Here is a 25,652-nt window from a genome sequence, read left to right on the forward strand (position 1 = left end):
ATATTGGCGTAAGTCGCAGCGTCAAGAACATTGGGCTGATTGTGTTGAAAAACCCCGATTATCGCGAAGAAGGGTGAAAAACTTGCCCGTAGATGGCTTTTCCGGAAATTGTCGAGGGGGTCGGCCTAAGACACGCGTTGGCAATGTCCGGAGCTCTCAGCGGCCCTACCAGGCACTGGGTTTCAATTTTTCCGGCACAACAGATTCTGGCGGAAAAATGCAGCTGTCAGGTTATCGAGTTTTTCAACACAATCGACTCGATGCTGACCTCGATGCCGTTGCAGCAAAGCCCCCTGCCCGCAAAAACTGAAATAAGGACGGCCCATACCAGACATTTATCGTGTCAGACTACGCCGCAGTGCAGCTTCACCGAACCGGCCATTCGCTGCGCCCACGAGATTGTAGCGTGACCCGACTTCGGGAGTGCGGGACAAAGCCGACCTTGGAGAAAAGCGAGGTAATGCTTGAAAAATCTTGCTTCCGCTGGGATGGTTTCTCCGACAGAATTTTCTGAGGAATTTCGAGTGCATTTTCCCAAACTTGCCGCGGTTCCGTCGATTGCTCTTGCAATAACCAGTTCGCAAGCGCTCTCCCAGGATGGGGGACCGATACTGTTCACAAACGTCAACGTGTTTGATGGTGTGAATGAGGAATTGATTACAAATGCCAATGTCGTTGTAACCGACAATCTGATCACAGATGTGTCCTCAGAACCCCTCACCGTCGCCAATGGTATCGTCATCGACGGCGGCGGGCGCACGTTGATGCCTGGCCTGATCGACGTACACTGGCACACGCTTTATTGCTGCAATCCGCAGAGCGTGGTTGTGACCGGCGATATTCTTGAAGTCGCGGTGCGGGGTGCCATCGGGTCCGAAGGCACGTTAATGCGCGGCTTTACAACGGTGCGCGACGTTGGCGGCAATTCATTTGCCATAAAACGGATGATTGACGCAGGCGAGATCGAAGGCCCTCGTATCCTGCCGTCCGGCCCGCCCGTGACACAAACCGGCGGCCACTTTGACTATCGCCCCTACCAAGCGGTTCCGACGAACGGCGCGGATTCGCAATGGTACTGGTACAGCGTTGGTTTGATGGCGCAGGCTGATGGTGTTCCGGAAGTGGTCAAACGCGCGCGTGAAATCATGCGCATGGGCGCGACCCAGCTTAAGATTTCCACCGGCGGCGGGGTGTCATCTACCTATGACCCTCTGGATGTACGCCAATACACCAAGGCCGAAATCGAGGCATTCGTAGAGGTGGCTGACACCTACAACACCTATGTTGCATCTCATGTCTTCACGGACGAGGCAGTGGAGATAGCCGTTGCCGCTGGCGTTAAGTCCATCGAGCATGGCTTCTTGATGAGCCGCGAAACGATGGAACTGATGCGCGACAACGACGTGTGGTTGTCAGTGCAGCCTCTTCTGGATGACGAGGATGGCTTTTCTTTCGACGACCCTGTTAGCCAGCAGAAATGGATCGACGTCACCAACGGTACAGATTTCACCTACAAAACGGCGAAAGAAGTTGGCGTGAAAGTCGCTTTCGGCACCGACATCCTGTTCGATCCCAAACTGGCCGAACGTCAAGGCGCGTTCCTTGCCAAGTTGCAGCGCTGGTACACGCCATACGAGGTGCTGAAAATGGCGACTTCAACCAATGCTGAACTGCTCAAACTCTCAGGCCCGCGCCACCCCTATCAACAAGGCGATTTGGGTGTAATCGCAAAGGGCGCTTATGCCGACTTAATCCTTGTGGACGGCAATCCGCTGCAAGATATCGACCTGATCGCAGACCCGCATGAGAATTTCGATTTGATCATGAAAGACGGCAAAGTCTACAAGAACACGCTGGACTGAGTTCCAGATGAAGTCCTTTGCTCAAAGCCAGCTTTGTAACGACTGCTCGGGGCTCTCAGCAGACATTCGAGAGTCAACAATAAGGAGCGCCTGATGTCGGCTCTGCGGACTTTGCGGTCATTTGGAACAAACCCTCAAATGGCTGCAGTGTTTGACGAAACGAGACGGGCTATGCGACCTAGGACACTAGCAGATACGCAATAAGTACGACCAATCCAATTGAGCTAGCCCAACCTAAAAGCGAATAAAAGAACTTAAGTCCATCCAGCTGTAGCATCACATAGTCTCCCAATCGCATGTTTCGCTTATGCTTCCAACGATCAAAAATCAGAGGAAAAGCCGCCGCAAGACCGTGTGCCAGCCCGGTGGGGAGTAAGAGTGACATCACTCCGACACCAAATACACTTGCGGCTACTCCTGAGACGGTCCAAGTGTTGTCGAGAGCCTGAGAAACAGCACCCAAAGTGATTGCGGCGGCAAAAACAGACACCAACATCATCAAGAATGCACCTAATCGCTGCATAGGTGTTTCAGGTGATCCCCACGCCCAAAGACACAGAACCTTTTCGAACATTGAGTTTGGTAAACCTCATACTGCTTCCTAGCCAACTCGTCATAGCAGCCATTCGTTCCGTCCGCAGCATTTGTTGCGAAGGGCTCTCAGCGGACATTCGAGAGTTCACAATAAGGAGCGCCTGATGTCGGCTCTGCGGGACTTTCCGGACTTGTGCAGCTGCGGCTTTCGCTCACGCAGAAAGCATTTGCGTCCGCAGCGATTGCTGTTTGTCGGCGCAACGAATTTCCCGTTTTCAGACATTCGGACAGGCACAAACCTGTGAAATCCAAGCAGCGCAGGAAGCCAACATGGTCTCTCTGTTTGAAATGGGGTCGAAAGAACAAAGAATGTTCATGGACTTCGCACGGCGCTTCGGCGCGGCCTTGAGGAACGAACAGCTACATTGAAGGGCAATCGATGGACAGCGAACCCTCCATCGATCATCGACCTTTAACCCCGGCTGAGGATTTCTTCCCCCAACACCGCCAATATCTTCTGCCCGTCCTCGCTGGTCCAATTGACCGCGAGATCGGCGAGAAGTGCACTCGTCGTGGTCAATTCGACTCCGCCGCGCTCCATCTTCCGAAATGCCATCTCATCTGTCAGCGATGTGGGCGAGCCAGAGGCATCCACGACAGCCGTCACCTCAAAACCCTCGGCAGCAGCATCAATGGCGGGAGGTGCAAGGCACACATCGGTGGTGATCCCCGCCATGATGAAATGCTTGCGGCCAGTACCACGCACTGCATCTGCGAACGCACTGTCATCCCAAGCATTCACCACACCGGGGCGTTTCACCCGGGCCGCATAAGCATCAGGTGCAAGCTCTTCCAGCGCAGGCATCAGCGGCCCTTGCATGTGTTCTTCCATGCTGGATGTCATCACAAGAGGCATTCCAAGATCAATAGCAACCCTTGCAAGCGCACGTGTGTGTGCTTCGATCAGATCCCGATCAACAGATTTGGCCCAATTCATTGTACCGATTTGATGGTCAATCAGCACCATGGCGGCATTTTGGGGGCTCGGTTTCTTAGCGGTCATCACTTTTTCCTTTCAGTTTCAGTTTGATAGCGTGAGAGGTGGTAAGTCGAAAATCAGCAGTTCCAGATCTGGCTGTGTCACAAGCGACAGCGTCTGTGTGTTCACAATCCCGACCCCGTCACCCTTGGTTAGGCGTTTTCCGGTAATTTCGCCGGAGCCGTTGATGACAAAGGTGTAGATGCTGCGCCCTTGATCTGCGGGTTGAAATGAGAGCGTCTGAGAGGTCGTGAACAGCCCGTAATTCATGCGAACATCTTGCTGTGCAACCAAAGACTCCTTGTCCCCCGTCGGCGACAGGACAAGTTGGAAGGCATCGGTGTAATCCCCCGGATCAAGTTGCTTGCGCGCATAGTCGGGGTTCAGACCAAGCGAGTGGGGCTCAAACCAGATCTGCAACGCGCGCATTGGGTCGCTTGAAGAAGCATTGACCTCATTGTGGACGATGCCTGTCCCTGCAGTGATCACTTGGATGCCTTTTGAAGACATCCGACCATTGTGGCTCGGAACATTTGGATCAATGTGTTCCACGGAGCCGTCGACCAGAAACGTCACCACTTCAACATCTTTGTGCGGGTGAAGGCCAAACCCCTGAGCACCAGGTGCAAGCGTGCCGTCGTCGATCGTGATCAATGGGCCAAACCTTTGCCGGTCGGTTTGCAGATGCGGCTTGAAAGACAGCTGGGCAGTCATGAATCCAAAGTCTTTGTGCTCGCGACTATCGGCTGGATGGAATATCAAATCTTGTCTCACGATACGGCTCCTGTACGTCCTTGTTGCGAAGAACCTAGCTAGGCCGTTAGTTCTGGAAAATAGCTCTTTTTTAAACTATCGTTCGAATTTATGAACGATAGGCATTTCTCCTGCACCAAGGCCTTTGTCGCCACGCTCCGAGCCGGATCAATGAGCGCTGCTGCAGCTGATCTGAAAACAACAAAGTCGGCTATCAGCCAGAAGATTGCCGTGCTCGAAGCCGATCTTGGACTCACTCTGCTGGATCGATCTGGCCGATCGGTCATGGCAACGTCTTCGGGCAAGCGGGTTTTCAACATTTGCGTCGCATCGGTTGACGCCGCAGCGCAGGCCGAAGCTGAGCTTGGCCTTAAGAGAGGCGACAGGGTTGAAGGGCGCGTTTCGCTCTCGGGACCGAACAGTCTCCTGGAGACAATTTTCCTGCCCATGATTGAGGGGCTGCAGCGCGAATATCCGGAAATTGAGTTGGAGTTACACGCAGACGATGCCAGATCGGATTTTTCAACCGACGATATAGACCTTTCATTTCGGACGGGCGAACGAGATAGAGGACGAGACGTGGCTGTGTCTCTCCCGGTTGCGCCGCGAGCGCCATTCGCAAGCCCGAAATTTCTACATCGTTTCGACGCCTTGAGAACACCATCAGACTTGCCAGGCCTGCCGGTCATCTTGCGTACTCAGGAAGCGCCAATTTGGTCGTTTCGAAACTCAGACGGAGTGCAACAAGACATTTGTCCAGAGCCCGCCATCCGAGTCAATACAATGGAATTGGCCCGTGCGGCGGCAATGTTCGGGACCGGAATCGCGATGTTACCTGAGCAACTGGCAAAGTCAGACGTCTCAGCCGGAACACTTTTTCGTTTGCTGCCGGATTGGTCGCTGAAACCGGTCAAGGTCACATTGCTTTGTCGTGCGCAGCGGCTTTCAATGCCCGCTGTCGCTGCTGTCCGCAAGCACATCATCGAGCAGTGCCGATCTCAATCAGGTTCGTAGTGCACGGAATAGTCCGCTTTTGTACCGCTCAGCGGCGCTAGCAATGATGCGGTCGCGGCGGTTTCCGCGCTGCGAGCGCACGCAGCGAGAAATAGACATGTCGGCTGTGGGCTCAGAGCGGACCTCGGAGGCAGCGCAGCGTGTCGTGATAAAATGCTCCGGTCAACGTCGGGTTGTCGTTTTGGGAGGGCATGGCGGATCGGAGGATCAGTCATGGAAACACCAAACCTACCAGCCATTCGCGCACTTCGCCCTGCCTGGAACAAAGGGCGTATCGTCGGCCAGAAGCGACCACTGAAACCAAAACACGTCTGGGCGATACGGGTTCGACTTGAATTGGCCGAGAACCACCGCGATCTCGCCCTGTTCAACATGGCGATCGACAGCAAGCTCCGCGGCTGTGATCTGGTGAAGATGACAGTGGTCGATGTCATGGCTTCAGGCCAAATCAAAGAACGAGCCTCGGTCCTTCAAAGCAAGACGCAAAAACCTGTGCGCTTCGAGATATCCGAAGGAACGCGCGCGTCTGTCGAAAAGTGGATGGAGGACGAGCTGATGGTCGGTTCCGAGTACCTTTGGCCCGGGCGCTTTCATGAGCGCCTGCACATTTCGACCCGCCAATATGTACGGATTGTCCGAGATTGGGTCACATCGATCGGTCTTGAGGCGAGCGCGTATGGCACCCATTCAATGCGGAGAACTAAAGTCACGCAGATCTACAAGAAGACAGGCAACCTCCGAGCTGTTCAGCTCCTACTCGGTCACACGAAGATGGACAGCACGGTCCGATACCTTGGTGTCGAACTTGAGGATGCATTGGCCATTGCCGAAGCCATTGAAATCTAGACTAAAGGGCCGTTCGAAAGGACGGCCCTTACCTGCCGTTGACCACTCCCGGGTGATGCTGCGGTCGCAGCCCGCATAGCGGACATTCGTTGTGCTTGCCCCCCTACACTGTGCTCGAATTCAAGGATTGGCAGTCGTGTTCGTAATACCCGAAAGATCCGGCGTTCCGATACCTTCATCACGCTTCTGATCAGGTCGATACAGGCACGCCGTCGGCCGAGGCTCAGAAGTTTCCCCGGGCTGCTTACTTCAAAAATAGCTTGTCGAGTGTCAGTTCAGAGACGGCCTTCCGCAAACGCTCATTCTCCTTCTACAAACGTTTGAGTTCCTTTAGTTGATCGGTTCCCATCCCACCATATTACTTGCGCCACCGGTAATAGGCTTGTTCCGATATGCGAACCTCGCGGATCGCATCTGCACGCATCATTCCCTAGCCGACAAGCACATCAACTTGCCGCAGCTTCTGTACTATTTCTTCTGGCTTGTGTCTCTTTTTCGACATTCTCGGTCCTCCGTTCCTCAAAGATAACGGTGATCCAAATCAAATGGGGCATTCCTACTGAACGAGATCAGATTAACTTTGGATTGATCCACTAGGTAATCTGCTGTTCTTGCCAATTTCCATTCCTTGCTTTGGCTAAGTATCCCTATGATCATGTTAAAATATTTCAAAAAGGCTTTTTGATCATGCATCAGTGTTTTGAAATGATCTTGCTCGAGTTTGGGCGCGGGTCGAAATGGATAAAGAGGTAAGTGAATGCCAATCTCCAGCCAACAATGTACACCCTATTTGTCAGTTTCACTGTACCAACCATCTGGAAATGTCTCTGCAGATGTCTCGGGACTGCTATCAAGCATTCGAGATATCGCGAGGAAAGCAGCTGAGCAAAAAGGGCTGGAGAAGCCGCGGTTTCCGAACGTCACTGATCCAGAGCTTGAGATCGACGGCACAGCGATTGGATGGGCTCACTATGCAACTAAGCGACCCCCCGGCTGGCTGGACGGCGCTGGATTGACGGATGTTAACAATCACATCGTCGTTGTCGCAAAGCGTGGCGACGTATATGCGCTACTCTTTTCTGATGTTGGCTTGCGAAATGTCTTTGCTCGGAAAGTAGCCACAGCAACAAACGGACAGCTTGCTCTTATCAAACGCTTTACGCCGACAGAAATAAACAAGGCATTTGTTGAGAACCAAGTACGAACTTTGTGGCTTAATGGCACGCATACCCGGTCAACCACGAAACCTGACTCAAAAGTTCTGTCTGGCATGGAGCTCGAAACCGCGCTCGATCCGCTTGGCGACCAAAGCTACTACTTTAGTTCTGTGCGTAGCACTCTGTCTCTCTCCGATCAGATCACCAGAAAAGTTGTTGGTGCAAGTCCTAGTGGCGGCCGCATTTGGCTGGGCCCAACTCGGTCTTGGCACGAATTCACAAATACGCTGACGCTCGTACTCGACCGCGCGTCTAATCTGATGGGTGATGCAAATCAACCTGATAAGCCTTTGCCTATTCTCGCATCATCGATCAACTCACTTGCTGGTATTCAGGAGCCATATGATGTCGCTCTAATCTTGCCGGAGCAAGTTGATACTGGCGCTGCTGTTAATGCCAATGACGATTTGAGGTGGCTCGAACAGTTTAGCGATGCGGCTCGCTTTGAAATCACGCCTGCCAATGGCGTACCAGATTTCGAGGCAGATGTCTTTTGGGCGGAAACGAAACTGGGCCGTCTCGCATTTGAGTTTGAGCAGACATCTTCGTCAGAGATCAGACTCAAGATTCGCAAGATAAATGGGTTTGATGGTGACGATTTGGATGAAGCAGTTCTCAGAATTTGTAGGGATCAGGCAAATCTGACGATATATTTTGACACAGGCCACACGTTCTCTCGCGGACGTTTTTATGAGACCCGATTTCGTGACGCCCGTTTCGAAGATTGGGACTGGGTCCGCATGGACCGCGATCAGACAGTCTTCAAACAAGAGAAGCCGCTCGACGGGAAGCGGTTCGCGGTTGAAAATACCGGCAATGACGACGATTGGTCATTGTTTGGAAGCATTGTACGTCACTGGCCAAATCTTGATCAACGCGGGGCGCAATCCGGTTGGCTGGTTTGCGATGATGGCGCAATGGAGTCTGCAGACTTCATTCATGTCGATGACACCGCTGTGCCACCAAAGTTGACTTTGATCCATGTGAAAGGCAGCGGGTCAGAAAGCTTAAACCGGGGAATCTCGGTGTCAGACTACGAAGTCGTTGTGGGTCAAGCGATAAAGAACCTTCGCCATATTGATCGGAACCAACTGCGCAGTAAGTTGGCGGCAAACGCGGACGGCGTTCTTGAAGATGCTGTTTGGCACAATGGCACGAGGCAGCAAAATCGTGATGGCTTTTTGGCGATGCTTGATGGTTTGGGTTCAAACCTTAAGAAGACGGTTGTCATTTTTCAGCCGCGCGTTCGCAGGTCTGTTTATGGTCAAATCCGCGATCGAATGGACGCTAGAGATCTGGATCGCGCCGACGTGAGACGGTTACAACAACTTGACGCACTTTTGCTCGGAGCAAGGTCTGACTGCTATTCTCTTGGAGCGAACTTCGTTGTGATATCTGACGGCGACGATCTCTAGCAGCTTACATCGATCACTTCTTTGGCGGAATAACTCCTCTACTCAGTCGAAATCCGCGCTATAAGATGGGATATTTTGCATTTCGACTGGGTGAGAGCTTAGGTTTCGAGCGAGGCAACGAAGTCCTCGCTTACAGCCAATTCGCTCACGTTCCATTGCAGATCAGCGGGGGTGAACAAAGCCGTTTCGAGCCAAAGAAACTTATCCTCAGGCGAAGGAGCCAGTTCAATTATCGTGCTTGAAGACAACGTTCTAATTTCCTCAACTTCATATGCGCTTACGAAGTTTTGGGTTAAGACTCGGGTGGATAGAACGACCTCAACTAACTTCCAACGATCACCCATTCTTCTACATACTTCGAACTCATTGCGAGAAAGGTAGAATTTTCCAGCTGTACTCTTTACGGATGTCTTAACTTCAAAACCGGTTATCCCGCCCTTAGCGTTGACTTCTACGTCGTAACCGAAAGCGTCTGAGATGACTGACACGTGTTTGGGTGCAAAGCCTGTCGACCTAAGTGCATTGAGTATGCTGAGTTCGCCGGCCAACCCAAGTTTCACACGAAGCTCGGTGTCTGCTGGCTCACAAACTCGTCCGTGGGCAGCAACAAGAATTGCTTCTAGGTCTTCTCCCAACCATGAAAGCGCTCGCATGTCTTCAGACGGGATCAATTCTGGCCTTAAGCACCTATTTTGAACTGCAGTACGCAGCCAAATCGGCGGGCGCTTCTGAAGCAGTAACTCCACAATTCCCTTTAGCGTGGGCATGTCTGCTGCGCCTTGGAAGTTCCTCAGAGGCTTTTCGATCCGTATTGCGTCATCAAGTCTTGCCAAGCCCATTTGGATTAAAGCATCTGCGACAGTTTCAAAGTCGTAGGAAAGCGCGGCGATAGTTGTTCTTTGTCTCGCAGCTGCGATCCAGTCTTCGCGGCTCTTTCTGGCACCTAGTGCGACGACATGCACTAGGAGAAAGACTGCATGGCACTGACCTTTGCTAAGAACTAGCCGCATTTGCCGTATTTATATGTTTAAGCACCATTTCAACGTCGTCGCTTGCAGTTGGCGCACCGTCAAGCCCTTCGTCTGGTGAGGGAAGAGCAATGTCGACTAGGTTCGGGTCGTTCATCAGTGTCGCCAGTGCAGCGACCTTTTCTATCAACCGTTGATCCACCGTTTCGTCAATTGTTCCTTCACTTATCAAAAGAGTGAACTTAGTAATTGTGCCCTTCTTTAAACCAAGACGATGGATTCGGTCCTGACTCTGCAAAAAATGGCCCGCGTTGAAGGTTCGGTCGATGTAAATTGCTTCATGACACCAATGATGCAGACTAACTCCCTCCCCGCAAGCAGCAGGATTGGCGAGAAGCACCGAACAGTCAGGATCGTGTCTGAAACGATTGAACTCGCGTTCCCTTGTGGGGACCTCCGGCGGCGCTTTTTCGTCCGAGGATACCCCGCCGTGTACAACAGCAGGACTGTAATCCTGCAGGCGGCGCTCTAACATCTTCAGGTTTCTAACAAAGCTAGACCACACCAAGACTTTTTCGCCTCTGTCAGCAGCGCTTGAGACTATCTCCTCAACCTTGGCGTACTTCCAAGGGTCTTCATAGGAACTATATTTTGCCAGCAGTAGACTTAGGGGTTCATTGCCGCTTAGCTCTAGTGGAGGATGGACGAATGCCGGATCGTCGCCCGGCTCAGAGCCTGCCAGCAGCAACATTGGATTGGTCGCAGCTTCCAACAAATACATGACGATGCGACCTAATCGTCGCATTTCATGCCGCCCTGAGTCAGGAAGCGCGAAAGTCGCACTGTATTGACCCAACAGAGCATCGTAGATCGCCTTTTGTACTGGCGGCATTTTCTGCCGCTCTACTTTGAAATCTGTGTCAGGTAAGTCGAGATCGACCTTCGGAGTTCGGACGAAGTACTTTTGCACTGCGTTGTTAGTGGCGGAAAGCACGGTCTTGTCTCGCGTCAATCTTTCAAAATACGCCGAGTCCGGTAGAATTTGGCGATCCTGTCCAGGATAAAGAAAACTCACCAACGCAACTAGGTCGTGCGCTCCTTGGGGCGCAGGTGTTCCCGTCAGTACATCGCGTCGCGTTGCTGCATATGCCAAGTCCAAGACAGCTCTGCCATGTTGACCAGTCGAGCCCCGCTTAATTCGATGGGCCTCATCCAAGATGACTTGTGTTGTGGCAGAAGATACGAATGACCTTACAGTGTGATAGTCACTTGCCGTTCGGTGATAATTCGATAGCAGCACATCGGTGTCTGACGGAATAATGGCACCTTGCCCGTCATGCACTGTGTATTTGGGAGAGGTATCAAAACACTCGACAAGCTCTTCTTTCCAAGAGCCAAATGCAGCTAAGGGTGCGACGACGGCCAGTTTTTCAATTTCTCCGCGCCCCTTCAACAGAGAAAAGGCCGCGAGGGCAACGGTTGTTTTACCTGCTCCAGGGACTGAAAAATCTGCACCATGGGGCAAGGTGCATAGTCGATGCAAGTTCTTGAGCTGAAAATCCCTCAATTCTCGTTTGAAACCCGAAGCCCGAAGTTCCGTCCTCAGTTGTGCAAGGTCCTGTTCCGAAGGTTCGCCTCGTTCAACAACCCGCTCCCTTACGTTTCGGTCGCTAGCCATACTTTTCAGCTGGGCTGTAAGGCTCTCACCTAAGCTTAGGCTGACATTAAAGACGGATTTTATCTCACGAAGAACGGCAAGTTCGGAGAGAAATACATCTGCGTGGACAACCGTTCGAGACGCCGAACCGGACTCAATTCCGCGTGCCAACGCTTCTTCCAACCTGGCCCAGGCACCAGGAAACTCTTCCCCTTGCCGTTCGATAATGACTTTAGGCCGGTCTTGTTTGTACAGCTCTGCGGCGAACATTATTGTTGCTCTAAGTCTGCTGCGATCGCTTTGAGTTGTTTGACGCGATCCTGAAATCCATCTTCGTCAAATTCTGCGTAGCTTCTGGCCTCCGGTAAGATCGACAGTGATCTTTTCGCATCACGGATTGCATTATCTAGCCTTACAAGAGGCGCGCTTACTGCCTTGCTGTCCTTACTTTCTTCGTTGGCTTCGTATGCAGCGGCGGTGACAGCTTGCTTTACTGTACTAAGTAGATTTTCTACGGCAACTGTTTCGCCGCCGGGTAGGTTCATTACCTCTGACTTTCCTTTCTGGGCCAAAAACGACAATACGGCAGCCATGTTCCCATTGGATTCCGTCGAAGTCCCCAATACGCCATTTAGCAAATCATCAGAAACATCGAATTGTTCATTCGATTCTTCCGTTGCCAGTTCTGTGAGACTGACGAGAACGGGTACCTTTTGGAACTCGTTTTCAATGAATTCGTTGGCGTCAGGGCGCTTTAAGTGACGAAGATCGCGATAATTCGCATCAGCAATCACTCCGAGGAAGAACGCATCCCTTACCACCTTCGATTCATCTGGCGTCTTGTTGCCTATGTAAGTTGTAAGCTCAGTAAAGGGGCTCTCTTTGTCTTCGAAATCGGTATAGTTTAGAGCGCCGCCCGACATTTCAACCAACTGATGGAGTTGCTGCAACTGAGTGTATCTATTGCGTGCTTCATTCGGCTTGAGGCGGACGCGTTTAGCGACTTTGTCCCACTTTTTGTTGGACGCTTCAAAAATATCCTCAATTAAGAAACCTTCATTTACCCATGTGTATTCCTGACGAAAGTCCCGCGAGACTTGAAGTTCGGTTTCAAGGTCGAGGATTTCTTCCGCTGTAACATCATCTGGTAGGACAAAAGCCCTTATCTCTCGTGCGGAGCGTAACCCATCTTCCGAGTAGAGCTTTCTAAGCGCTGCTGCCCTGCGATTACCATTAATTAGCACACCATCGGCTGTGATCACGGCGGGCTCTTGCTGCCCTCGATCTCTCAGGTCGTCAAGCAACTGATCGTCCTCAGCTTGTGCGATCAAGATGTTGTATTGTTCTTGCTGAGCTTCGTCCGATAAAGGGTCTGAAAAAACGTCTTCTTTGCCGGGCTGCCGTCGAATTTGAAGTTGTTCTGCTCTCGTCCGGTGATTCAGAATGGAGAACTTGACCCAGGATACAGGGAAGTCCTCAACGGGTAACTCCTTGTTGCGTCTAATCCATTGTGGCAACAACTGTTTTGGAGCGCTGGCGATGCGGGTCGCGACAAACTGAGCGCGTTCTTGGTCTAATACCGGGTTCAACGTGATTTACTCCTAAAAACTGAATTTTGGCATGGGCCAGAATTTGTTGATATTGTTGACCTGATGCCTCTAGTCGCCCTGCTAAAGCCTACGTATCCTACATAGTTAGAACACTGGCTCTTGGTCAGACCAAAGAGCGACATAAGCGTCTTGGGAAATGAAAGTTCTCGGTCGCCACTCCAGTTCCATGAAGATTGGCCGCCACGCTCAATCCCAACCCTTTCAGGCATCACCCAAATGCAAGGCGGCGGAACGCTTATCCCATCGATTTCGATGGTGCGTTGCATCTTGGGACAAGGTCTAACTGCTGAACCACAAGTTGCGTTATGAAAGACGATGCCATCAATGGCGTCAGTGTTCGACATATCGAAAAAGCGGTTGCGAAGCCTGTTGACACCTTTAACTACGTGCTCGCCAGGTTCATTGCTTACACTGTCACACAGCCACCAGAGATAAGCCTCTTGCGCCCATTCTGGCCTCTCCCAGTTTTCGCTACTATGGGTACCGTCTGGGCAGCCCTTTTGAATTATCGCCACTGATCCAAATTCCGGAATCTCAAGGCGGTACACCGTGTCTGCACCGTACTTCGGCATTCTGACTGCTTCGATCAGCCCCACTGCCTTCATGCTGTCGATAATTGATTGAAGGAAGTTGCGCCTGTCGGTGTTACTTGCGGCAACACTTCCACGCATACGCTGCAAAACAACAGGAAGCGCCAGCTCAAATTCTTCGCGTGTAAGTCCAGAACTCGACAGAAAGTGACTGTCATTCGAAATTGCAGCAATAGCTTTACGTGTTAGCTCGATGACGTTCTCACTTGGAGCGCCAACGTGACGGCACGGTAAGGCGTCTTCAGCGTTCATTCTTGCTGTCCCGGTTATCTGGGTTTCCTTGTCCAATAAAGCCCCTGAAAACTGCTGCGAGCAATCGTTGGCGCGAAAAGGCAAGTAACCGAACTTTTCCTTGCTTTGGCGCCACTTTGGCGCCCATACTAATGCAATGCAAGCCTAGGTTTAGTGATGATCAACAAAAAACATACAAGCATTAGAGTCGAGGAGCAAATTATGAACGCCGTCAGCCTAGCCTGCTCTTTGAGACCCGGAACAATCTCGAGCAACACTTGGATCGTTGAAGCAATCGTCGAAAAACTCGAGCGCGAAGGTGTTCGGATCGAGGACGCAAAAGGTGCCTGAGTTCTACGAGTTCTTTGCAGGTGGTGGTATGGCAAGGGCAGGGTTGGGCTCGGGTTGGACTTGTCTGTTTGCAAATGACTACGACCAGAAGAAGGCCATATCCTACGAGAAGAATTGGGGTGGGGCAGAGCTGCATGTTGGAGATGTTGCGGCTTTGCGTTCTGATAAAATTCCGGGCAATGCGGACCTCGCTTGGGCTTCATTCCCTTGCCAGGATTTGAGCCTTGCAGGGGGCGGAGCTGGCTTAATGGGCCATAGGTCTGGGACTTTTTGGCCTTTTTGGGACTTGATGGGACAGCTTGACGAGGAAGGCCGCTCACCTAACGTGATAGCCCTCGAAAACGTTTGCGGAACATTGACCTCACATGGTGGTCGAGATTTTGCGGCAATTGGCGAGGCTTTTGCTTTGCGGGGCTACAAATTTGGAGCGGTTGTTGTCGATGCCTCGCTATTTGTCCCGCAGTCAAGACCGCGGCTATTCATCATTGGTGTAAAGGACACCGTTAAGATCCCCCATAAGCTCCTGACTCATGAGCCGATCGAGAGATATCATTCTAAACGGCTCGTGCTGGCAAAAGAGCTTTTGCCTGATGAGGTTGCTCGACGCTGGATATGGTGGCACTTACCCGAACCAACGTCTCGGAAGCTCAAATTGGTTGAATTACTAGATCACGCCGACTTTATCGGTGAATGGCATACTGCGGATAAAACCCAAGCTCTGCTGAACATGATGTCACCGCTACATTTGCAAAAAGTAGAAGATGCTAAAGCCTCCAAGAAGTTGACCGTAGGTTGCATCTACAAGCGAATGCGAGGGACGGCAGATGGAGAACGCATTCAGCGGGCAGAAGTGAGATTTGATGGTATCGCGGGATGTCTTCGTACACCTGCAGGAGGTTCAAGCCGCCAACTCATAATGATTGTGAATGGCGATTGCGTAAAATCTCGCTTAATAACCGCTAGGGAAACAGCAAGACTAATGGGGCTGGACGATGGCTACATTCTACCTGAAGGTTACAATGACGCCTATCATCTAACTGGTGACGGCGTGGCTGTACCTGTTGTTCGTTTCTTGGCCGAACAGATTTTGGAACCTTTGGCCGCTCACCAAGATCTTGTAAAAGAGCCTAACAAAGAGATTGGTGAAGCCGCTTAGAGTTAAACAACTACGAACCGGAGCTCAATCAAGTCTCCTAGTTTTCTACTAGCATCAAATGTCTGCTTCCAAGTTATTGTTTTAAAAAAGTTGCGCTTGCCGCGAATAACCGCTTTCCGCCCGCTTGTGCCGAAAGCTATGTGTTGCAAATGGAGATAGCGATGGCTTAAGCCCCCTGCCCTCCAATAGCTTTGCGCATCTATTAAGTAGCCGCCCACAGGCTCGATAGAGGTGCCGCAAACATGTTGTCTGCAAAGGGTACAACCTGATCGTGGTCGTAGAGAACGAGCCCTTGAACAAATTTGTCACCACACGCTTCTGCCAATTTGCGCATCCCGGAAAAGTCGCTGGAAGTAACCGTTGCAGACGACTTCACCTCGATCCCGACGATCTCCCCACGTCTGTTTTCCAGAACGATATCTACCTCGTTTCTGTCTTTGTCGCGGAAATGAGAAAACGTGCACCTTTGTTCGCTCCAGGTGGCAATCTTGCGCAATTCACTGAACACAAATGTTTCCAGGATCGACCCGAAGGGTGTCTTTTCCTTTTTGACAGTATCTGGGGTGACGTTGCGCATCGCTGCAAGAAGTCCTGCATCAAGAAAGTGCAGCTTGGGGGATTTGGTGAGGCGCTTCAGACGATTTGTGAACCACGGCTGCAAACTGTGCACGAGAAAAAGGCTTTCGAACACGCGCATGTATTTCTGGGTGGTCACATGATTCAAACCAACGGCGGCACCTAACCCCGAATAGTTGACCAGTTGACCGGAATGCTCCGCGAGAACTGCCAGTAGTTTCGGCATGATGGCGAGCTGTTCGATCTGGGCCACGTCGCGGACATCCCGCTGGACAATAGCGTCGACGTAATCGTGGTACCAATCCTGCTTTCGTCCCCATCTTTTCCGTCCAAGTGCCTCAGGATAGCCACCAGAAAGAACTGTCTCTACAAGGTCATCTCCGATGACCAGCTTGTGTACGACAGGGTTCTTTGCGTCAAACACCCTGTCGATAAAGCCCGATTTTGTTTCAAGGATTTCTGTCTGGCTGAGGGGGAGGAGACGAACAATTTCCATTCGACCTGCAAGGGAGTCCGCGACCTTCGGTATGGTCATGAGATTGGCAGAACCGGTTAGCAGAAACCTCCCTGCCCTTCTGTCATCATCCACCGTTTTCTTAATTGCCAGTAGTAAGTCTGGTGCCCGCTGAATCTCGTCGATTACTGCCCGATCCAGTCCTCGTACAAAACCGACCGGATCATCGACAGCTGACTGCAAGACGGTCGCGTCATCCAATGTTAGAAAAGGAACCTTGTCGGAAGCGATGTCTGTGGCAAGCGTTGTCTTGCCAGACTGACGGGGTCCCGAGATAAGAACAACACGGGTGTCCGACAACGCCTCTTCAATTCTTGTTTTAGCGAATCTTGGATACATGCTTGAACTATCTCATTCTGACCGATTGAAAGTACGGTCACGACCAACTGAAAGTCAATGACCGACTAATTGAAAACCGCGACACTGAAGACTGAAAGCGCTGACTGAGTTTTGGTCGCCATAACAGGTGTACCTTTTTCATGGTATCTTTCAGTGGTCAGGACGAAATCTTTTAAATACGAGCCTTTGGTGCCAACAGAGCTGTAGGTTTCATTTCACCACTGTCTAACTTCGCTAAAAGGGTAATCATGTAAGACACGTGAGACTGTATTTTCTCAGCGCGTTGGAAGATGTACCCCAAAACCATGAAACAAATAGCTGGGCCATGTGTCGACTTCATAGCATACCAGGTTTGTCCAAGTCGTAGATATGCAGCGATGTCGTCCATCAGACGATCACAATGTGCTTGATCCCGTGCAAAGCGTAGTTCGGAGCATAACCGTGGAAAACTGTGCTGCATTTGATCTGGGGAAACTTGAATCCGAGAGATTTTCTCTTTCTTAACTTCTGGATTCAATGAGTCCTCTTTGTGCCCCTCAATTTCAGTGTCATTGCCCCTCAAATTTTCTGTATCGGTTTGCGTAATCTCCGAGATTTCCACAGATATTTCAGACAGTAATTTGCTAAGTACGTTTGCGTCCGGTTTGCGGCGCAGAGCGTTGCGTACAGTCACCATCAGGTCTGAGATTGTGCTATCGTCTGCAACGAGTTCCTTGAGGTGAGCCAGGGCTGCCGAAACCTTGTCGCGGAGCACAGTGAATTCAAGAACACGGTCAGTATGTTTCTGAGCTTCCTGGATGAATTCCCCATGCCGCTCCGACAATGGCATCAGGGACAACCCAGATGCGTTAACCACCCTGCCCTGTCGATCCCGGCGCGCCCAGCGTTTACCGTTTGCGCTCATGACACGACGGATTAGTCCGAGCTCAACAAGTGCTGAGATGTGACGTTCAACAGTTTGAAGGCTGACGTGAGTTCGTTTGGCAATCGCAGCGTTGGAAGCGAAACAAACATGGTGATCATCCTGGTCCGCAGAAATCTGATCTACACTCACAAATGAGATCATTGCTCTCAGCACATTGAGGGATGTTGACTTGAGCCCGAGGGGCTCTCTGGCTTCTTCAACGGCTCGAAGAAGCATCCATTTTTTAGGCGTAATAGCCCCCTGCCCTGCCATTCTTGACAAGGTTGCTCCACTTGGAGCCAATCCTGTTAGTGTTTTCATGATTTTATGTCAGCAGACAAAGAAAACCTGTTCACCCAGAGGCGTTTTTTGTTGTCTCGTGATTCGCGGGCTGTTAGGGTTTAGGTGTCAAATCTATAACCACTAGTTGGTTTTCAGCCCTCGGAGCCTTAGGTTTCGGGGGTTTCTTTTTTGCTTTTCTCCTTTTGCTCATTGCCTCATGTAGAGTTAACACCTGTTAACTCGCTTATTCCTCGGCGCCTTCTTTGAAACGCTCGTAGGATTTCTCAATAATTTGACCAAGGTTTTCCTCAAGCCAACGTGCATAAGCTTCATTCTCCCCTGATCTTTTGATCGTCATGTTCACCGCTGAACTGTTGGTCTTGATGACAACGTCAGGTGCCGGATGAATTTCCTGTGCTGCTTCCTTGTGGGTCAAGCTACCTAGGAGCCCGTTCAATCGATCGTCGGAATCAGATGTATTGAGCTTATCTAGAAACCTTTTTGCCCTATCCGCTGTTATTACTTTCTTTCGCAATGCTTCAGCGAGAGCAGTCCACTTCGGGCGGCCAGACTTCGGCGCCGGCCCAATCATATCCCCGAGATCGTCAGGAATGTCGTTGGTGACTCGCTCCAATTGCGACAGCGTATTCTTGGATATCGCCAGTGCTGTGATCGCTTCCGAACGGTCATATCCTTGGTTGAGAATTTCGCGGGCGAACCGAGCCCTCTCATAATAGCTGAGATCAACACGCGAAGAGTTCTCCAGACCTTTCGCTTGAAGCGCCTCCTTGTCATCAAGCGTTCGCACCAGCGCGCGTACTGGCTGGTTTAGATGCTGACAGGCCAAGATACGACGGCGACCGTAAATTACTTCGAAATGACCATCAACTTCCTCTGAAGGGCGCAGGAGGACCGGAACCTGCTGACCGCCTGCCTCCTTGATGCTTTCGGCCAGCTCAAAAACGGCTGAATCGACGTACGGTTCGGCTTCTGAGTTAACAGGTGTTAACTCGATACCAAGCCTGTCTTTTGGGCCCCAGGGCAAAATAAGCGAGGTATCGATGTCCTGGATGCCTCCGGCTCCAACACGGACTGATGCAATCGTGCCGCGAGGAAGTGCTGCATTTGCACGTTCCGTATTTGCAGGTGGAATAGGCGGGTTTCCGGCTGCCGCAGCAATCGCCGCTGCCATGCTGGTTTTGTTTTGTTTAAGTGCCATTTCAACGGCCCCACGCGGTTTGAATCATGTTTGAAACTTCATGTCCGACGGCATCCATGCTTGATCGGGCACGGTCATAGGTCGATCGCGTCATTTCCGATCGAACAACTTCGTACATTGTCATTTTCAGCATCGCGGCGTCGGCGATAGCCGTGCTTCTCAGCGCAGTCGCGCCAATTACCCGATCCTGAAACAATGCACGCATTAGGCTGACAATCTGTTGGGAAGGTGTATCAGATGGATCGTCTCTGGTTATGAGAAAGCGGAAATTGTCGTGAACAATAGGAATCCCGGAGTTCTCAAATTCTTCCAGGTAAGCCGAAGTCATTTCGAGAAACTGCTGGGTGGAGGCTACATCCAACATGCTTGGCGTTAATGGAACCATCACAGACGTCGCAGCAAACAAACCGGCAAGTGTCAAAAAGCCCAGAGAAGGAGGGCTATCGACGATGATTACATCATAGTTTGCTTCGACAGACTCAATCGCGCTGGCGAGCCGATTGTAGAAAGGAATACCCTTTCGTGCGTACACAGCGGTTTCTGTCTCGAACTCTGATAGGATTAGTTGGGCGGGGGAGAGATCCAGTCCAGGAAAGTATGTGGTCCGAATGCACTCGCGCATTGAGACTGGATCCTCATAACGCAATGCGTCGTAGATAGAATTGCCGTCAAATTCAATTTCGGGTTGAATGCCGCAGAACCCAGTCAAGCTACCTTGGGGGTCAAGGTCGATTGCTAGAACGCGATAGCCTTGAAGTGCAAGATAATGACATAAGTGAATGGCCGAAGTGGACTTCGCTGAGCCACCTTTGAAGTTCATAAGTTGAATGACCTGAAGCCGGTCGTCGTCGCGACGGCCAGGAAGGTATTTACCAGGTTTTCTGGAGCTGCCCTCAAGGATCTGCCGCATTGCTAAGATTTCGGACCCGGAATAAAAGCGCCGACCGTTTTTGTTTACGCTCGGCTCGGGAAGTGAGCCTTCAGCGTGACCTTTTCTAAGGAACTGACCGGTTGTACCAAATAGGTCTGCCACTTCTGTCGCACTAAAGAGGCGGAGGGTTTTTGACAGCTCGGGAGAATATGCCTGAGTTAAGTGAGTCGTCAGTGCAACTTGTAGACGATCAGAGATTTCACGTGTAACGTGAGACTGCGTCGTCGCAGCAATGGGTGTGGTCTGTAGCATAGTTGCAGTTTTCCTGCTCATTTTTGTTTGGTTGCGCAACTTGGGTATATTTAGGCACTCGTATTCCGATTCATGTCAAGAGAAAAATCAATAACTTGTGGATCGTTTTGCAGCCAACACAAGCGCCCCGAAGTTAACAGCTGTTAACTCAGGTTGCCATCGAGCACTCAAGAGGCGATTGGGGAATGCAAATTACCGCTCAGAATTTGGCCTCGGATCCCGCTCTTTTCCGGGCTGTTTGATTTCGAGAAATTTGTCTTCCGAAACGAATCGACAGTCAATCTCGGGTGTGAATGTGCATTCACGACTTACTCAATTTGAAGTTCGACTGCTTCAGATATTGCGCAATACAGTAAATCGACGTGGCGTCCGTACGTTGGTTGCGCCTGCTATCAGGCGACAGCTTTTCCAGCTAGTTAGGGTAGGGCGGCAGGCATTTGATTGCCGAGTTTCTTGGCTGACGATCGTCGCTGTTGCAACTTTTTGGGCGATGATCTTCAGGGAGAGGGAAGCGGCGGAACAACAAATGGCGGCACTGCGGTTCAATTGAAGCGGTGTCGACTTTACCCCAACAAATCTGTTGCCGGGTTCTCGGCTATATCAACGTCATCGTAATATGTCTGCGCCTGGGCCATGGAGCGATGCAGAGACAGGCGCATGGCGGCCTGGATCGGGGCACCGTCCAAAGCGGCCTGAGTCAGAAACCCCGAGCGCAATCCATGCGGCGAAGCGAAGCCCTCGGGTAAACCTGCAAGCCTCAGTCGGTGTTTGACGATCTGATAGATCGCATCGGGGGACAGGCGCCGTTTCAGCACACGGTCGGCCTTGGAGATCGGGCGAAAGAGGGAACCGTCGCTGATCTTCCCGACTTCAATCCAGTGCACCAGCGCCTGCGCGGCGCGCCCTTTGAGCACCAACCGTGGTGTCTCACCTTTGCGGGTGGTCTTGGTCTCCAGCAGGGACAGCCAGATGAGGCCTTTGTCGCCGAATTCCTTCAGCGACACGTCTTCACACATCAATCCGGTGAGTTCCGAGCGACGGCGCCCGCCCGAGGCCCAGCCCAGCATCAGCAAAGCCCGGTCGCGGCAGTCCCGACGTGAACCGCGGCAGGTGGCGAGCAGCTGTTCCAGCACGTCGCGGGTGATCGGGTGTTGCGATTTCGGGGCAGGGGGGCGGGCTGCCGCCCGGCGCGCCTTGGCCCGGGCCTGTTTGACCTGTGGCGCACCAAAGGGGCTGGTGAGGTTCTTCATCCGGTGGAAGGCCAGCCAGGAGGCGATACGGCGGTCCAGTGTCGAGGGAGCCGGGCAGATGAGGGATCTGCGCAACCTTTGTGCGATCAGCGCTTCGGCGGTTTCACGGGCAACATCCGTTTCCAGTGCGTCACTTAGGTCACGCGCGTGATCAAGTATGAAGGCGAGGGCGGTGGCTTCGGATTCCGGCCAGTCCAGCGCCGTGCCAAAGCGTGCGGATTTCCAGGCGGTGATATACAACAGATCGCGCTCATAGGCTCGTAAAGTGTTCTCCGGTGTGCCGCGCACATACAGATCAGTGAGCGCCTCTTGATCCGCTGCGGACAGGGCAGGGGCGGCGGTAGGGAGATATGGGGCAGGGGGCTTCATGGGTGTCGATTTTCCCAAACCTGTAGACTGCTCTTGCTTGTTTTGACCATTTTTCATGGTTGGCCTTGTGCTGTGCTGGTCCTTTAAGTGTAGACTCGCGCTGGATTTGTGCCAATACTTGTTTACAAAATGTCAGATTTCAGCGCGGCGGAGACGAATGGGTGGTGTTGAGGCGATTGACGAAGCCCGTTGGGTGGAGGCCGTGCGGCGTGAGCGGGAAATCCGCCCCCTGAGTCAGCGACGGGGCAACCGGGCCGAGGTTGCACGGGCGGCCCGACGGCTGAACCTCTCCGTGGCCTGGGTGTACCGGCTGCTGAACAGATATTCGGAAGATCCCCGGACGGTGTCGCTGGTCCCCGCAAAAGGTGGTCGCCCAAAGGGGCATCGTTTGCTCTCGGATGCGGTTGAGGTCATCATCACCGATCAACTGGACCGGTTTTATGCGTCGCGACAAAAGCCGGTCCTGTCTGCCGTACACCGGGAGATTTCGAGGCTCTGCCGGGCGCAGGGTTTGAAGTCACCGAGTTTGAAGGCGGTCAGATCCCGTGCTTTACGCCTGAATCAGGTCAAACTGACGCGGGCACGGGAGGGGTATAGGGCTGCTCAGTCAAAGGTCGGGCCGTCCAAAGGGTCTCTCCAGGCCACTATGCCCCTCAGTGTCGTGCAGATTGATCACACGCTTGTTGATGTCCAGCTGGTCGATGACGTTCGTCGCAAACCGATCGGCCGACCCTGGCTGACGTTGGTCCTGGATGTTGCCACCCGCATGGTGCTGGGATTTGTTGTCTCTCTGGACCCGCCATCGCGCCTGTCGGTCGCACTGGCCATTGCACAGGCCGTTGGAGACAAGGCGGAGTGGCTTGCAGGGCGCAATCTCGCGCATATTTGGCCCTGTACAGGGCTTTTTGACACGATCAAGCTCGACAATGCGGCAGAGTTTCGGGCTGTTGCACTGAAACGGGGGTGTGAACAATACGGTATGGCGCTGGATTTTCGCCCGCCGGGTGCGCCCTGGTGGGGTGGCCATATCGAGCGTTTGATGGGCACATTGATGACCGAATGCCATCTGTTGCCGGGCACGACGTTCTCCAACCCGGTCGAAAAGGGGGGGTATGACAGCGAAGCCCGGGCCGTCATGACGCGCGCTGAGCTGGAAACCTGGCTCGCCGGCCGGATCACCGGTGTCTACCACAACCGGGTACATACGGCGCTTGGACGCACGCCGTTGAGTGCCTGGAGAGCGGCCGAGGCTACAGGGTGGGTGCCCAGAACTCCGAAAGATTCGGACCGGTTGTTGCTCGATTTCCTGCCCTTTGCATACCGCACGCCGCGCCGCGATGGGCTGCAGCTGTTCAATATCGCTTATTGGCATCCGGACATGGCGGTCTGGGCGGCGTCAAAGCCCGGCAAACTGCCGGTGCGCTACGATCCCCGGGATCTGTCCTGTGTCTGGCTTCAGACGCCGGAGGGGCGGTTGGAACGGTTAACCACCAAACATGCGGATCGCCCGCCGATCACCCTTTGGGAGCACCGGGCGGCCCTTGCTGCGTTGCGCGAGGCGGGGCAGGGGACGGCAAATGAGGCCGCTGTGTTCGACGCCATTGAAGCGGGCCGCCATCTGGTGGCGGCTGCCGCCGGGAAGAGCCGGGCGGCGCGGCGGGCTGAGCAGCGCCGAACTGATGCGCATGAGGGGCTGAACGCACCAGAAACCGGTGCTGAAGCTGAGGTGCCAGACACGGATTATGTGCCAAAAATCTACGATTCCGAACTCTGGTGAGGACATGAAAGCATCTTTCACGCATTTACCACCCGCAATACGCCCGCTGGCGGCTCTGGGCGACGCGGAGCGCAGGCGGATTATCCGGTCTGATCGTTGGGTGAGCTACCCGCTGGCAATGCAGACGGTGCGGCGGGTCGAGGAGTTGCTGCAGCGGCCCAGGGTGTCACGAATGCGCTCGCTGTTGATCCATGGCCCGTCCGGCATGGGCAAAACCCTGATCCGGCGCAAACTGGAACGGGATCATGCGGACGGCTTTGCCGTGCCGGGCAGCGACAGGCCGCATCCGCTGGTATCGATGCAACTGCCGGCCCGACCCGATGAGCGGCGGTTTTACGCACATCTTCTGGACCGGCTGGGCGCCCCTGCGCGCCCGCGGGACACGCTGGACCAGATCGAGATTGCCGCCATTCGGCTGTTGCGGCACCTGCAGCCGGCGGCGCTTCTGCTGGATGAGTTCCAGCATGTGGGGGCATCAGGGGTTCGGGATGTTCAGGCGCTGCTGAACCTGATCAAGTTTCTGGCCAACGAGCTTGAAATGCCCGTGATCGCCTTCGGCACCGATGCCTCCCTGCATGTTCTGAAGCTGGATACCCAGGTCGACAGCCGGTTTGACAAGCATGGCCTGCGGGTCTGGCGAGATAATGAGGCATTTGCGGATCTGGTGTGCAGCATCGTGGCTGCAATGCCGTTGCGCGCCCCAAGCCCGGTGCAGGACAGGGCTGTGATGCGGGCGCTTGTGGCCCTTTCGGGCGGTATCACGGGGGATGTATTTCATCTGCTGACGACGGCTGCGGCAGCAGCGGTCGGGGGTGAAGAGCGTATTACGTTACAGGGTCTCGAAGCCGCAGCTGCGGGGGGATGGCAGGCCCTTGCCTGACAAATTGCCATTTGTCCCTACGCCTCGGGCCGGAGAAAGCCTTTCGGGCTGGTTGAGTCAGCTGGAGGCGCTGTATTTTGGGACGGAACGGCGCATGTGGTGGTGGATGGGCCAGCAAAACGGCCTCGCGGATAGCGATCGACCCGATCACGCCCATCTGGAGGCGCTGGCCCGGTGCACTGGCATCGATGTCGCGCGGTTATCTGCGATGGTGTTGCCGTGGGTCGAGGAGGCGCCCAGGCTTGCGGATCGGCTTCGGGTCACAGCTGCTCCATGGCGGATCGGGCCGTTCCGGCTGTTAGATGGCACCCGGCGCTTTTGTCCCCTGTGCCTGGCCACGGCCACGCCGCTATGGCCGCTGCACTGGCGCATGGGCGGTCCGGTGTGCCTGACGCATCACGTGTGGCTTGAGCGGGCGTGCAGCCACTGCCAGGAGCCCTTGCCTGTGACCGGCCTGCCACTTACCTGTTGTGCCCGCTGTGCCACGCCCTACCGCGTCACCCCGGTTGATCCGGTCGATCCCAGGGCAATGGCGTGCCTGGCCTCGATCCATCGGCGTATCGTGAAGATCGTGTCGGACCCTGATCGGACACGGGTCCGGGCGATGACGGGGGCTCTGGATTGGGCCGCGCTGGGGCAACTGGCCGGGCAATACGGACATCACCTTGCGGCAGGCACATCTGTTCGAGACTGGCGGGCGGCCTTGGAAGCCTGTGCAATCGCGGCCTCGGAACAAAACGTTGTGCTGGCCGATATGCCGGTCTTGGCGGCGCGCGAGGCGGCTCCGACCAAGGGTAAGGTGCGTGTCGCACCGGCGCACACAGCTATGGTGACACCAAAACCTCCGCAGCCGGTCTCTGTTCTCGACGGGCTGAAGGACCGCGTGGCGGAGGCCCTTGCGCAAGCCCGCACAGATTTGACGGCTCAAGGCCAACCGGTCACAGCAAAAGCGCTGCGGCGACAGGCAGATCAGATTCTTCGGAAACAGGGTGTCGGGTAGGGCAGGAGTCTACGGGTTTTGGACCAATGCCGTCGCGAGTCCAGTGGTTAAGGAAAACCGACAATGGGCACCAATTTACGCCGGATTCTGCTGATAATCAATTATTCTTGATAAGC

General features: G+C 53.3%; 21 protein-coding genes and 1 pseudogene. 9 read left to right on the plus strand and 13 right to left on the minus strand.

What is annotated here, in order from left to right; all coding sequences use genetic code 11:
• Window positions 1-524 precede the first annotated feature (524 nt).
• Window positions 525-1,862: a metal-dependent hydrolase family protein gene (locus AC2FJ5_RS15880; RefSeq protein WP_496692680.1), complete on the plus strand. Its 1,338-nt coding sequence runs from the start codon at window positions 525-527 to the stop codon at window positions 1,860-1,862.
• Between the two features lie 178 nt (window positions 1,863-2,040).
• Here AC2FJ5_RS15880 and AC2FJ5_RS15885 read toward each other — a convergent pair whose 3' ends face one another.
• From AC2FJ5_RS15885 to AC2FJ5_RS15895, 3 genes are all read right to left on the minus strand, one after another.
• Window positions 2,041-2,436, minus strand: coding sequence for a hypothetical protein (locus AC2FJ5_RS15885; RefSeq protein WP_496707117.1), 396 nt, complete (start codon window positions 2,434-2,436; stop codon window positions 2,041-2,043).
• A gap of 432 nt (window positions 2,437-2,868) precedes the next feature.
• On the minus strand, window positions 2,869-3,459 hold the full coding sequence (locus tag AC2FJ5_RS15890) for an isochorismatase family protein (RefSeq protein ID WP_496707142.1): 591 nt from the start codon (window positions 3,457-3,459) through the stop codon (window positions 2,869-2,871).
• 18 nt (window positions 3,460-3,477) lie between these two features.
• Complete coding sequence (locus AC2FJ5_RS15895) at window positions 3,478-4,209, minus strand: pirin family protein (protein ID WP_496793966.1); 732 nt, start codon at window positions 4,207-4,209, stop codon at window positions 3,478-3,480.
• A 90-nt stretch (window positions 4,210-4,299) separates the two neighbouring features.
• On the opposite strand from AC2FJ5_RS15895, the gene AC2FJ5_RS15900 reads away from it, so the two are divergent.
• Both AC2FJ5_RS15900 and AC2FJ5_RS15905 read left to right on the plus strand, forming a co-directional pair.
• A complete protein-coding gene (locus AC2FJ5_RS15900) occupies window positions 4,300-5,202 on the plus strand; it encodes a LysR family transcriptional regulator (protein WP_496694316.1) in 903 nt (300 codons plus the stop codon).
• 213 nt (window positions 5,203-5,415) lie between these two features.
• The gene (locus AC2FJ5_RS15905) at window positions 5,416-6,048 is read left to right on the plus strand and encodes a tyrosine-type recombinase/integrase (protein ID WP_496702580.1); all 633 of its coding nucleotides are present in this window, start codon (window positions 5,416-5,418) and stop codon (window positions 6,046-6,048) included.
• A 143-nt stretch (window positions 6,049-6,191) separates the two neighbouring features.
• Here AC2FJ5_RS15905 and AC2FJ5_RS15910 read toward each other — a convergent pair.
• Window positions 6,192-6,550, minus strand: a pseudogene (locus AC2FJ5_RS15910) (transposase); the annotation flags it as partial.
• 255 nt (window positions 6,551-6,805) lie between these two features.
• On the opposite strand from AC2FJ5_RS15910, the gene AC2FJ5_RS15915 reads away from it, so the two are divergent.
• On the plus strand, window positions 6,806-8,680 hold the full coding sequence (locus AC2FJ5_RS15915; protein ID WP_496793968.1) for a hypothetical protein: 1,875 nt from the start codon (window positions 6,806-6,808) through the stop codon (window positions 8,678-8,680).
• Window positions 8,681-8,778: 98 nt separating this feature from the next.
• Here AC2FJ5_RS15915 and AC2FJ5_RS15920 read toward each other — a convergent pair whose 3' ends face one another.
• From AC2FJ5_RS15920 to AC2FJ5_RS15935, 4 genes are read right to left on the minus strand one after another with little or no spacing between them, the layout of a single operon-like run.
• A complete protein-coding gene (locus tag AC2FJ5_RS15920) occupies window positions 8,779-9,642 on the minus strand; it encodes a protein NO VEIN domain-containing protein (protein WP_496793969.1) in 864 nt (287 codons plus the stop codon).
• A 31-nt stretch (window positions 9,643-9,673) separates the two neighbouring features.
• Window positions 9,674-11,575 (minus strand): DEAD/DEAH box helicase, encoded by a 1,902-nt coding sequence (locus AC2FJ5_RS15925; protein ID WP_496793971.1) that lies wholly within the window; start codon window positions 11,573-11,575, stop codon window positions 9,674-9,676.
• Entirely contained in the window at window positions 11,575-12,894 is a 1,320-nt protein-coding gene (locus AC2FJ5_RS15930) for a hypothetical protein (protein ID WP_496793972.1), read from the minus strand. Before AC2FJ5_RS15930 ends, AC2FJ5_RS15925 begins: the two co-directional genes overlap by 1 nt.
• Window positions 12,891-13,757, minus strand: coding sequence for a hypothetical protein (locus tag AC2FJ5_RS15935; RefSeq protein WP_496793974.1), 867 nt, complete (start codon window positions 13,755-13,757; stop codon window positions 12,891-12,893). Before AC2FJ5_RS15935 ends, AC2FJ5_RS15930 begins: the two co-directional genes overlap by 4 nt.
• Before the next feature lie 201 nt (window positions 13,758-13,958).
• Here AC2FJ5_RS15935 and AC2FJ5_RS15940 point away from each other — a divergent pair, with 201 nt between their 5' ends.
• Window positions 13,959-14,087, plus strand: a complete 129-nt coding sequence (locus AC2FJ5_RS15940; protein WP_496793975.1) for a hypothetical protein — start codon at window positions 13,959-13,961, stop codon at window positions 14,085-14,087.
• Window positions 14,080-15,243, plus strand: a complete 1,164-nt coding sequence (locus tag AC2FJ5_RS15945) for a DNA cytosine methyltransferase (protein ID WP_496793976.1) — start codon at window positions 14,080-14,082, stop codon at window positions 15,241-15,243. The genes AC2FJ5_RS15940 and AC2FJ5_RS15945 overlap by 8 nt, the downstream gene beginning before the upstream one ends.
• A gap of 202 nt (window positions 15,244-15,445) precedes the next feature.
• On the opposite strand, the gene AC2FJ5_RS15950 is transcribed toward AC2FJ5_RS15945, so the two are convergent.
• The 5 genes from AC2FJ5_RS15950 to AC2FJ5_RS15970 all read right to left on the minus strand — a co-directional run bounded on the left by AC2FJ5_RS15950 (window position 15,446) and on the right by AC2FJ5_RS15970 (window position 21,879).
• Window positions 15,446-16,672: an ATP-binding protein gene (locus tag AC2FJ5_RS15950; RefSeq protein ID WP_496793978.1), complete on the minus strand. Its 1,227-nt coding sequence runs from the start codon at window positions 16,670-16,672 to the stop codon at window positions 15,446-15,448.
• Between the two features lie 172 nt (window positions 16,673-16,844).
• Window positions 16,845-17,897 carry a helix-turn-helix domain-containing protein gene (locus tag AC2FJ5_RS15955; RefSeq protein ID WP_496793979.1) on the minus strand — a complete coding sequence of 351 codons (1,053 nt, stop codon included), beginning with the start codon at window positions 17,895-17,897 and terminating at the stop codon, window positions 16,845-16,847.
• Window positions 17,898-18,102: 205 nt separating this feature from the next.
• Window positions 18,103-19,077, minus strand: a complete 975-nt coding sequence (gene repB, locus AC2FJ5_RS15960) for a plasmid partitioning protein RepB (RefSeq protein WP_496793980.1) — start codon at window positions 19,075-19,077, stop codon at window positions 18,103-18,105.
• A gap of 1 nt (window position 19,078) precedes the next feature.
• Window positions 19,079-20,281: a plasmid partitioning protein RepA gene (repA, locus tag AC2FJ5_RS15965; RefSeq protein WP_496791561.1), complete on the minus strand. Its 1,203-nt coding sequence runs from the start codon at window positions 20,279-20,281 to the stop codon at window positions 19,079-19,081.
• 542 nt (window positions 20,282-20,823) lie between these two features.
• Window positions 20,824-21,879 carry a tyrosine-type recombinase/integrase gene (locus AC2FJ5_RS15970; RefSeq protein ID WP_496793982.1) on the minus strand — a complete coding sequence of 352 codons (1,056 nt, stop codon included), beginning with the start codon at window positions 21,877-21,879 and terminating at the stop codon, window positions 20,824-20,826.
• Between the two features lie 157 nt (window positions 21,880-22,036).
• On the opposite strand from AC2FJ5_RS15970, the gene AC2FJ5_RS15975 reads away from it, so the two are divergent.
• The 3 genes from AC2FJ5_RS15975 to AC2FJ5_RS15985 are packed head-to-tail and all read left to right on the plus strand — an operon-like array spanning window position 22,037 to window position 25,536.
• Entirely contained in the window at window positions 22,037-23,656 is a 1,620-nt protein-coding gene (locus AC2FJ5_RS15975; RefSeq protein WP_496793983.1) for a transposase, read from the plus strand.
• Between the two features lie 4 nt (window positions 23,657-23,660).
• The gene (locus AC2FJ5_RS15980; RefSeq protein ID WP_496793985.1) at window positions 23,661-24,536 is read left to right on the plus strand and encodes a TniB family NTP-binding protein; all 876 of its coding nucleotides are present in this window, start codon (window positions 23,661-23,663) and stop codon (window positions 24,534-24,536) included.
• Complete coding sequence (locus AC2FJ5_RS15985) at window positions 24,529-25,536, plus strand: TniQ family protein (protein ID WP_496793986.1); 1,008 nt, start codon at window positions 24,529-24,531, stop codon at window positions 25,534-25,536. The genes AC2FJ5_RS15980 and AC2FJ5_RS15985 overlap by 8 nt, the downstream gene beginning before the upstream one ends.
• The last annotated feature ends 116 nt before the right edge of the window (window positions 25,537-25,652 follow it).

It is taken from the genome of Ruegeria sp. CDSA221 (genome assembly GCF_059611825.1).

What these genes read in the sequence shown, in the direction of transcription:
- AC2FJ5_RS15885 (WP_496707117.1), bottom strand. Translation starts at nt 2,436, where the DNA reads ATGTTCGAAAAGGTTCTGTGTCTTTGGGCGTGGGGATCACCTGAAACA.
- AC2FJ5_RS15890 (WP_496707142.1), bottom strand. Translation starts at nt 3,459, where the DNA reads ATGACCGCTAAGAAACCGAGCCCCCAAAATGCCGCCATGGTGCTGATT.
- AC2FJ5_RS15900 (WP_496694316.1), top strand. Translation starts at nt 4,300, where the DNA reads ATGAACGATAGGCATTTCTCCTGCACCAAGGCCTTTGTCGCCACGCTC.
- AC2FJ5_RS15905 (WP_496702580.1), top strand. Translation starts at nt 5,416, where the DNA reads ATGGAAACACCAAACCTACCAGCCATTCGCGCACTTCGCCCTGCCTGG.
- AC2FJ5_RS15915 (WP_496793968.1), top strand. Translation starts at nt 6,806, where the DNA reads ATGCCAATCTCCAGCCAACAATGTACACCCTATTTGTCAGTTTCACTG.
- AC2FJ5_RS15925 (WP_496793971.1), bottom strand. Translation starts at nt 11,575, where the DNA reads ATGTTCGCCGCAGAGCTGTACAAACAAGACCGGCCTAAAGTCATTATC.
- AC2FJ5_RS15935 (WP_496793974.1), bottom strand. Translation starts at nt 13,757, where the DNA reads ATGAACGCTGAAGACGCCTTACCGTGCCGTCACGTTGGCGCTCCAAGT.
- AC2FJ5_RS15940 (WP_496793975.1), top strand. Translation starts at nt 13,959, where the DNA reads ATGAACGCCGTCAGCCTAGCCTGCTCTTTGAGACCCGGAACAATCTCG.
- AC2FJ5_RS15950 (WP_496793978.1), bottom strand. Translation starts at nt 16,672, where the DNA reads ATGTATCCAAGATTCGCTAAAACAAGAATTGAAGAGGCGTTGTCGGAC.
- AC2FJ5_RS15955 (WP_496793979.1), bottom strand. Translation starts at nt 17,897, where the DNA reads ATGAAAACACTAACAGGATTGGCTCCAAGTGGAGCAACCTTGTCAAGA.
- repB (WP_496793980.1), bottom strand. Translation starts at nt 19,077, where the DNA reads ATGGCACTTAAACAAAACAAAACCAGCATGGCAGCGGCGATTGCTGCG.
- repA (WP_496791561.1), bottom strand. Translation starts at nt 20,281, where the DNA reads ATGAGCAGGAAAACTGCAACTATGCTACAGACCACACCCATTGCTGCG.
- AC2FJ5_RS15970 (WP_496793982.1), bottom strand. Translation starts at nt 21,879, where the DNA reads ATGAAGCCCCCTGCCCCATATCTCCCTACCGCCGCCCCTGCCCTGTCC.
- AC2FJ5_RS15975 (WP_496793983.1), top strand. Translation starts at nt 22,037, where the DNA reads ATGGGTGGTGTTGAGGCGATTGACGAAGCCCGTTGGGTGGAGGCCGTG.
- AC2FJ5_RS15980 (WP_496793985.1), top strand. Translation starts at nt 23,661, where the DNA reads ATGAAAGCATCTTTCACGCATTTACCACCCGCAATACGCCCGCTGGCG.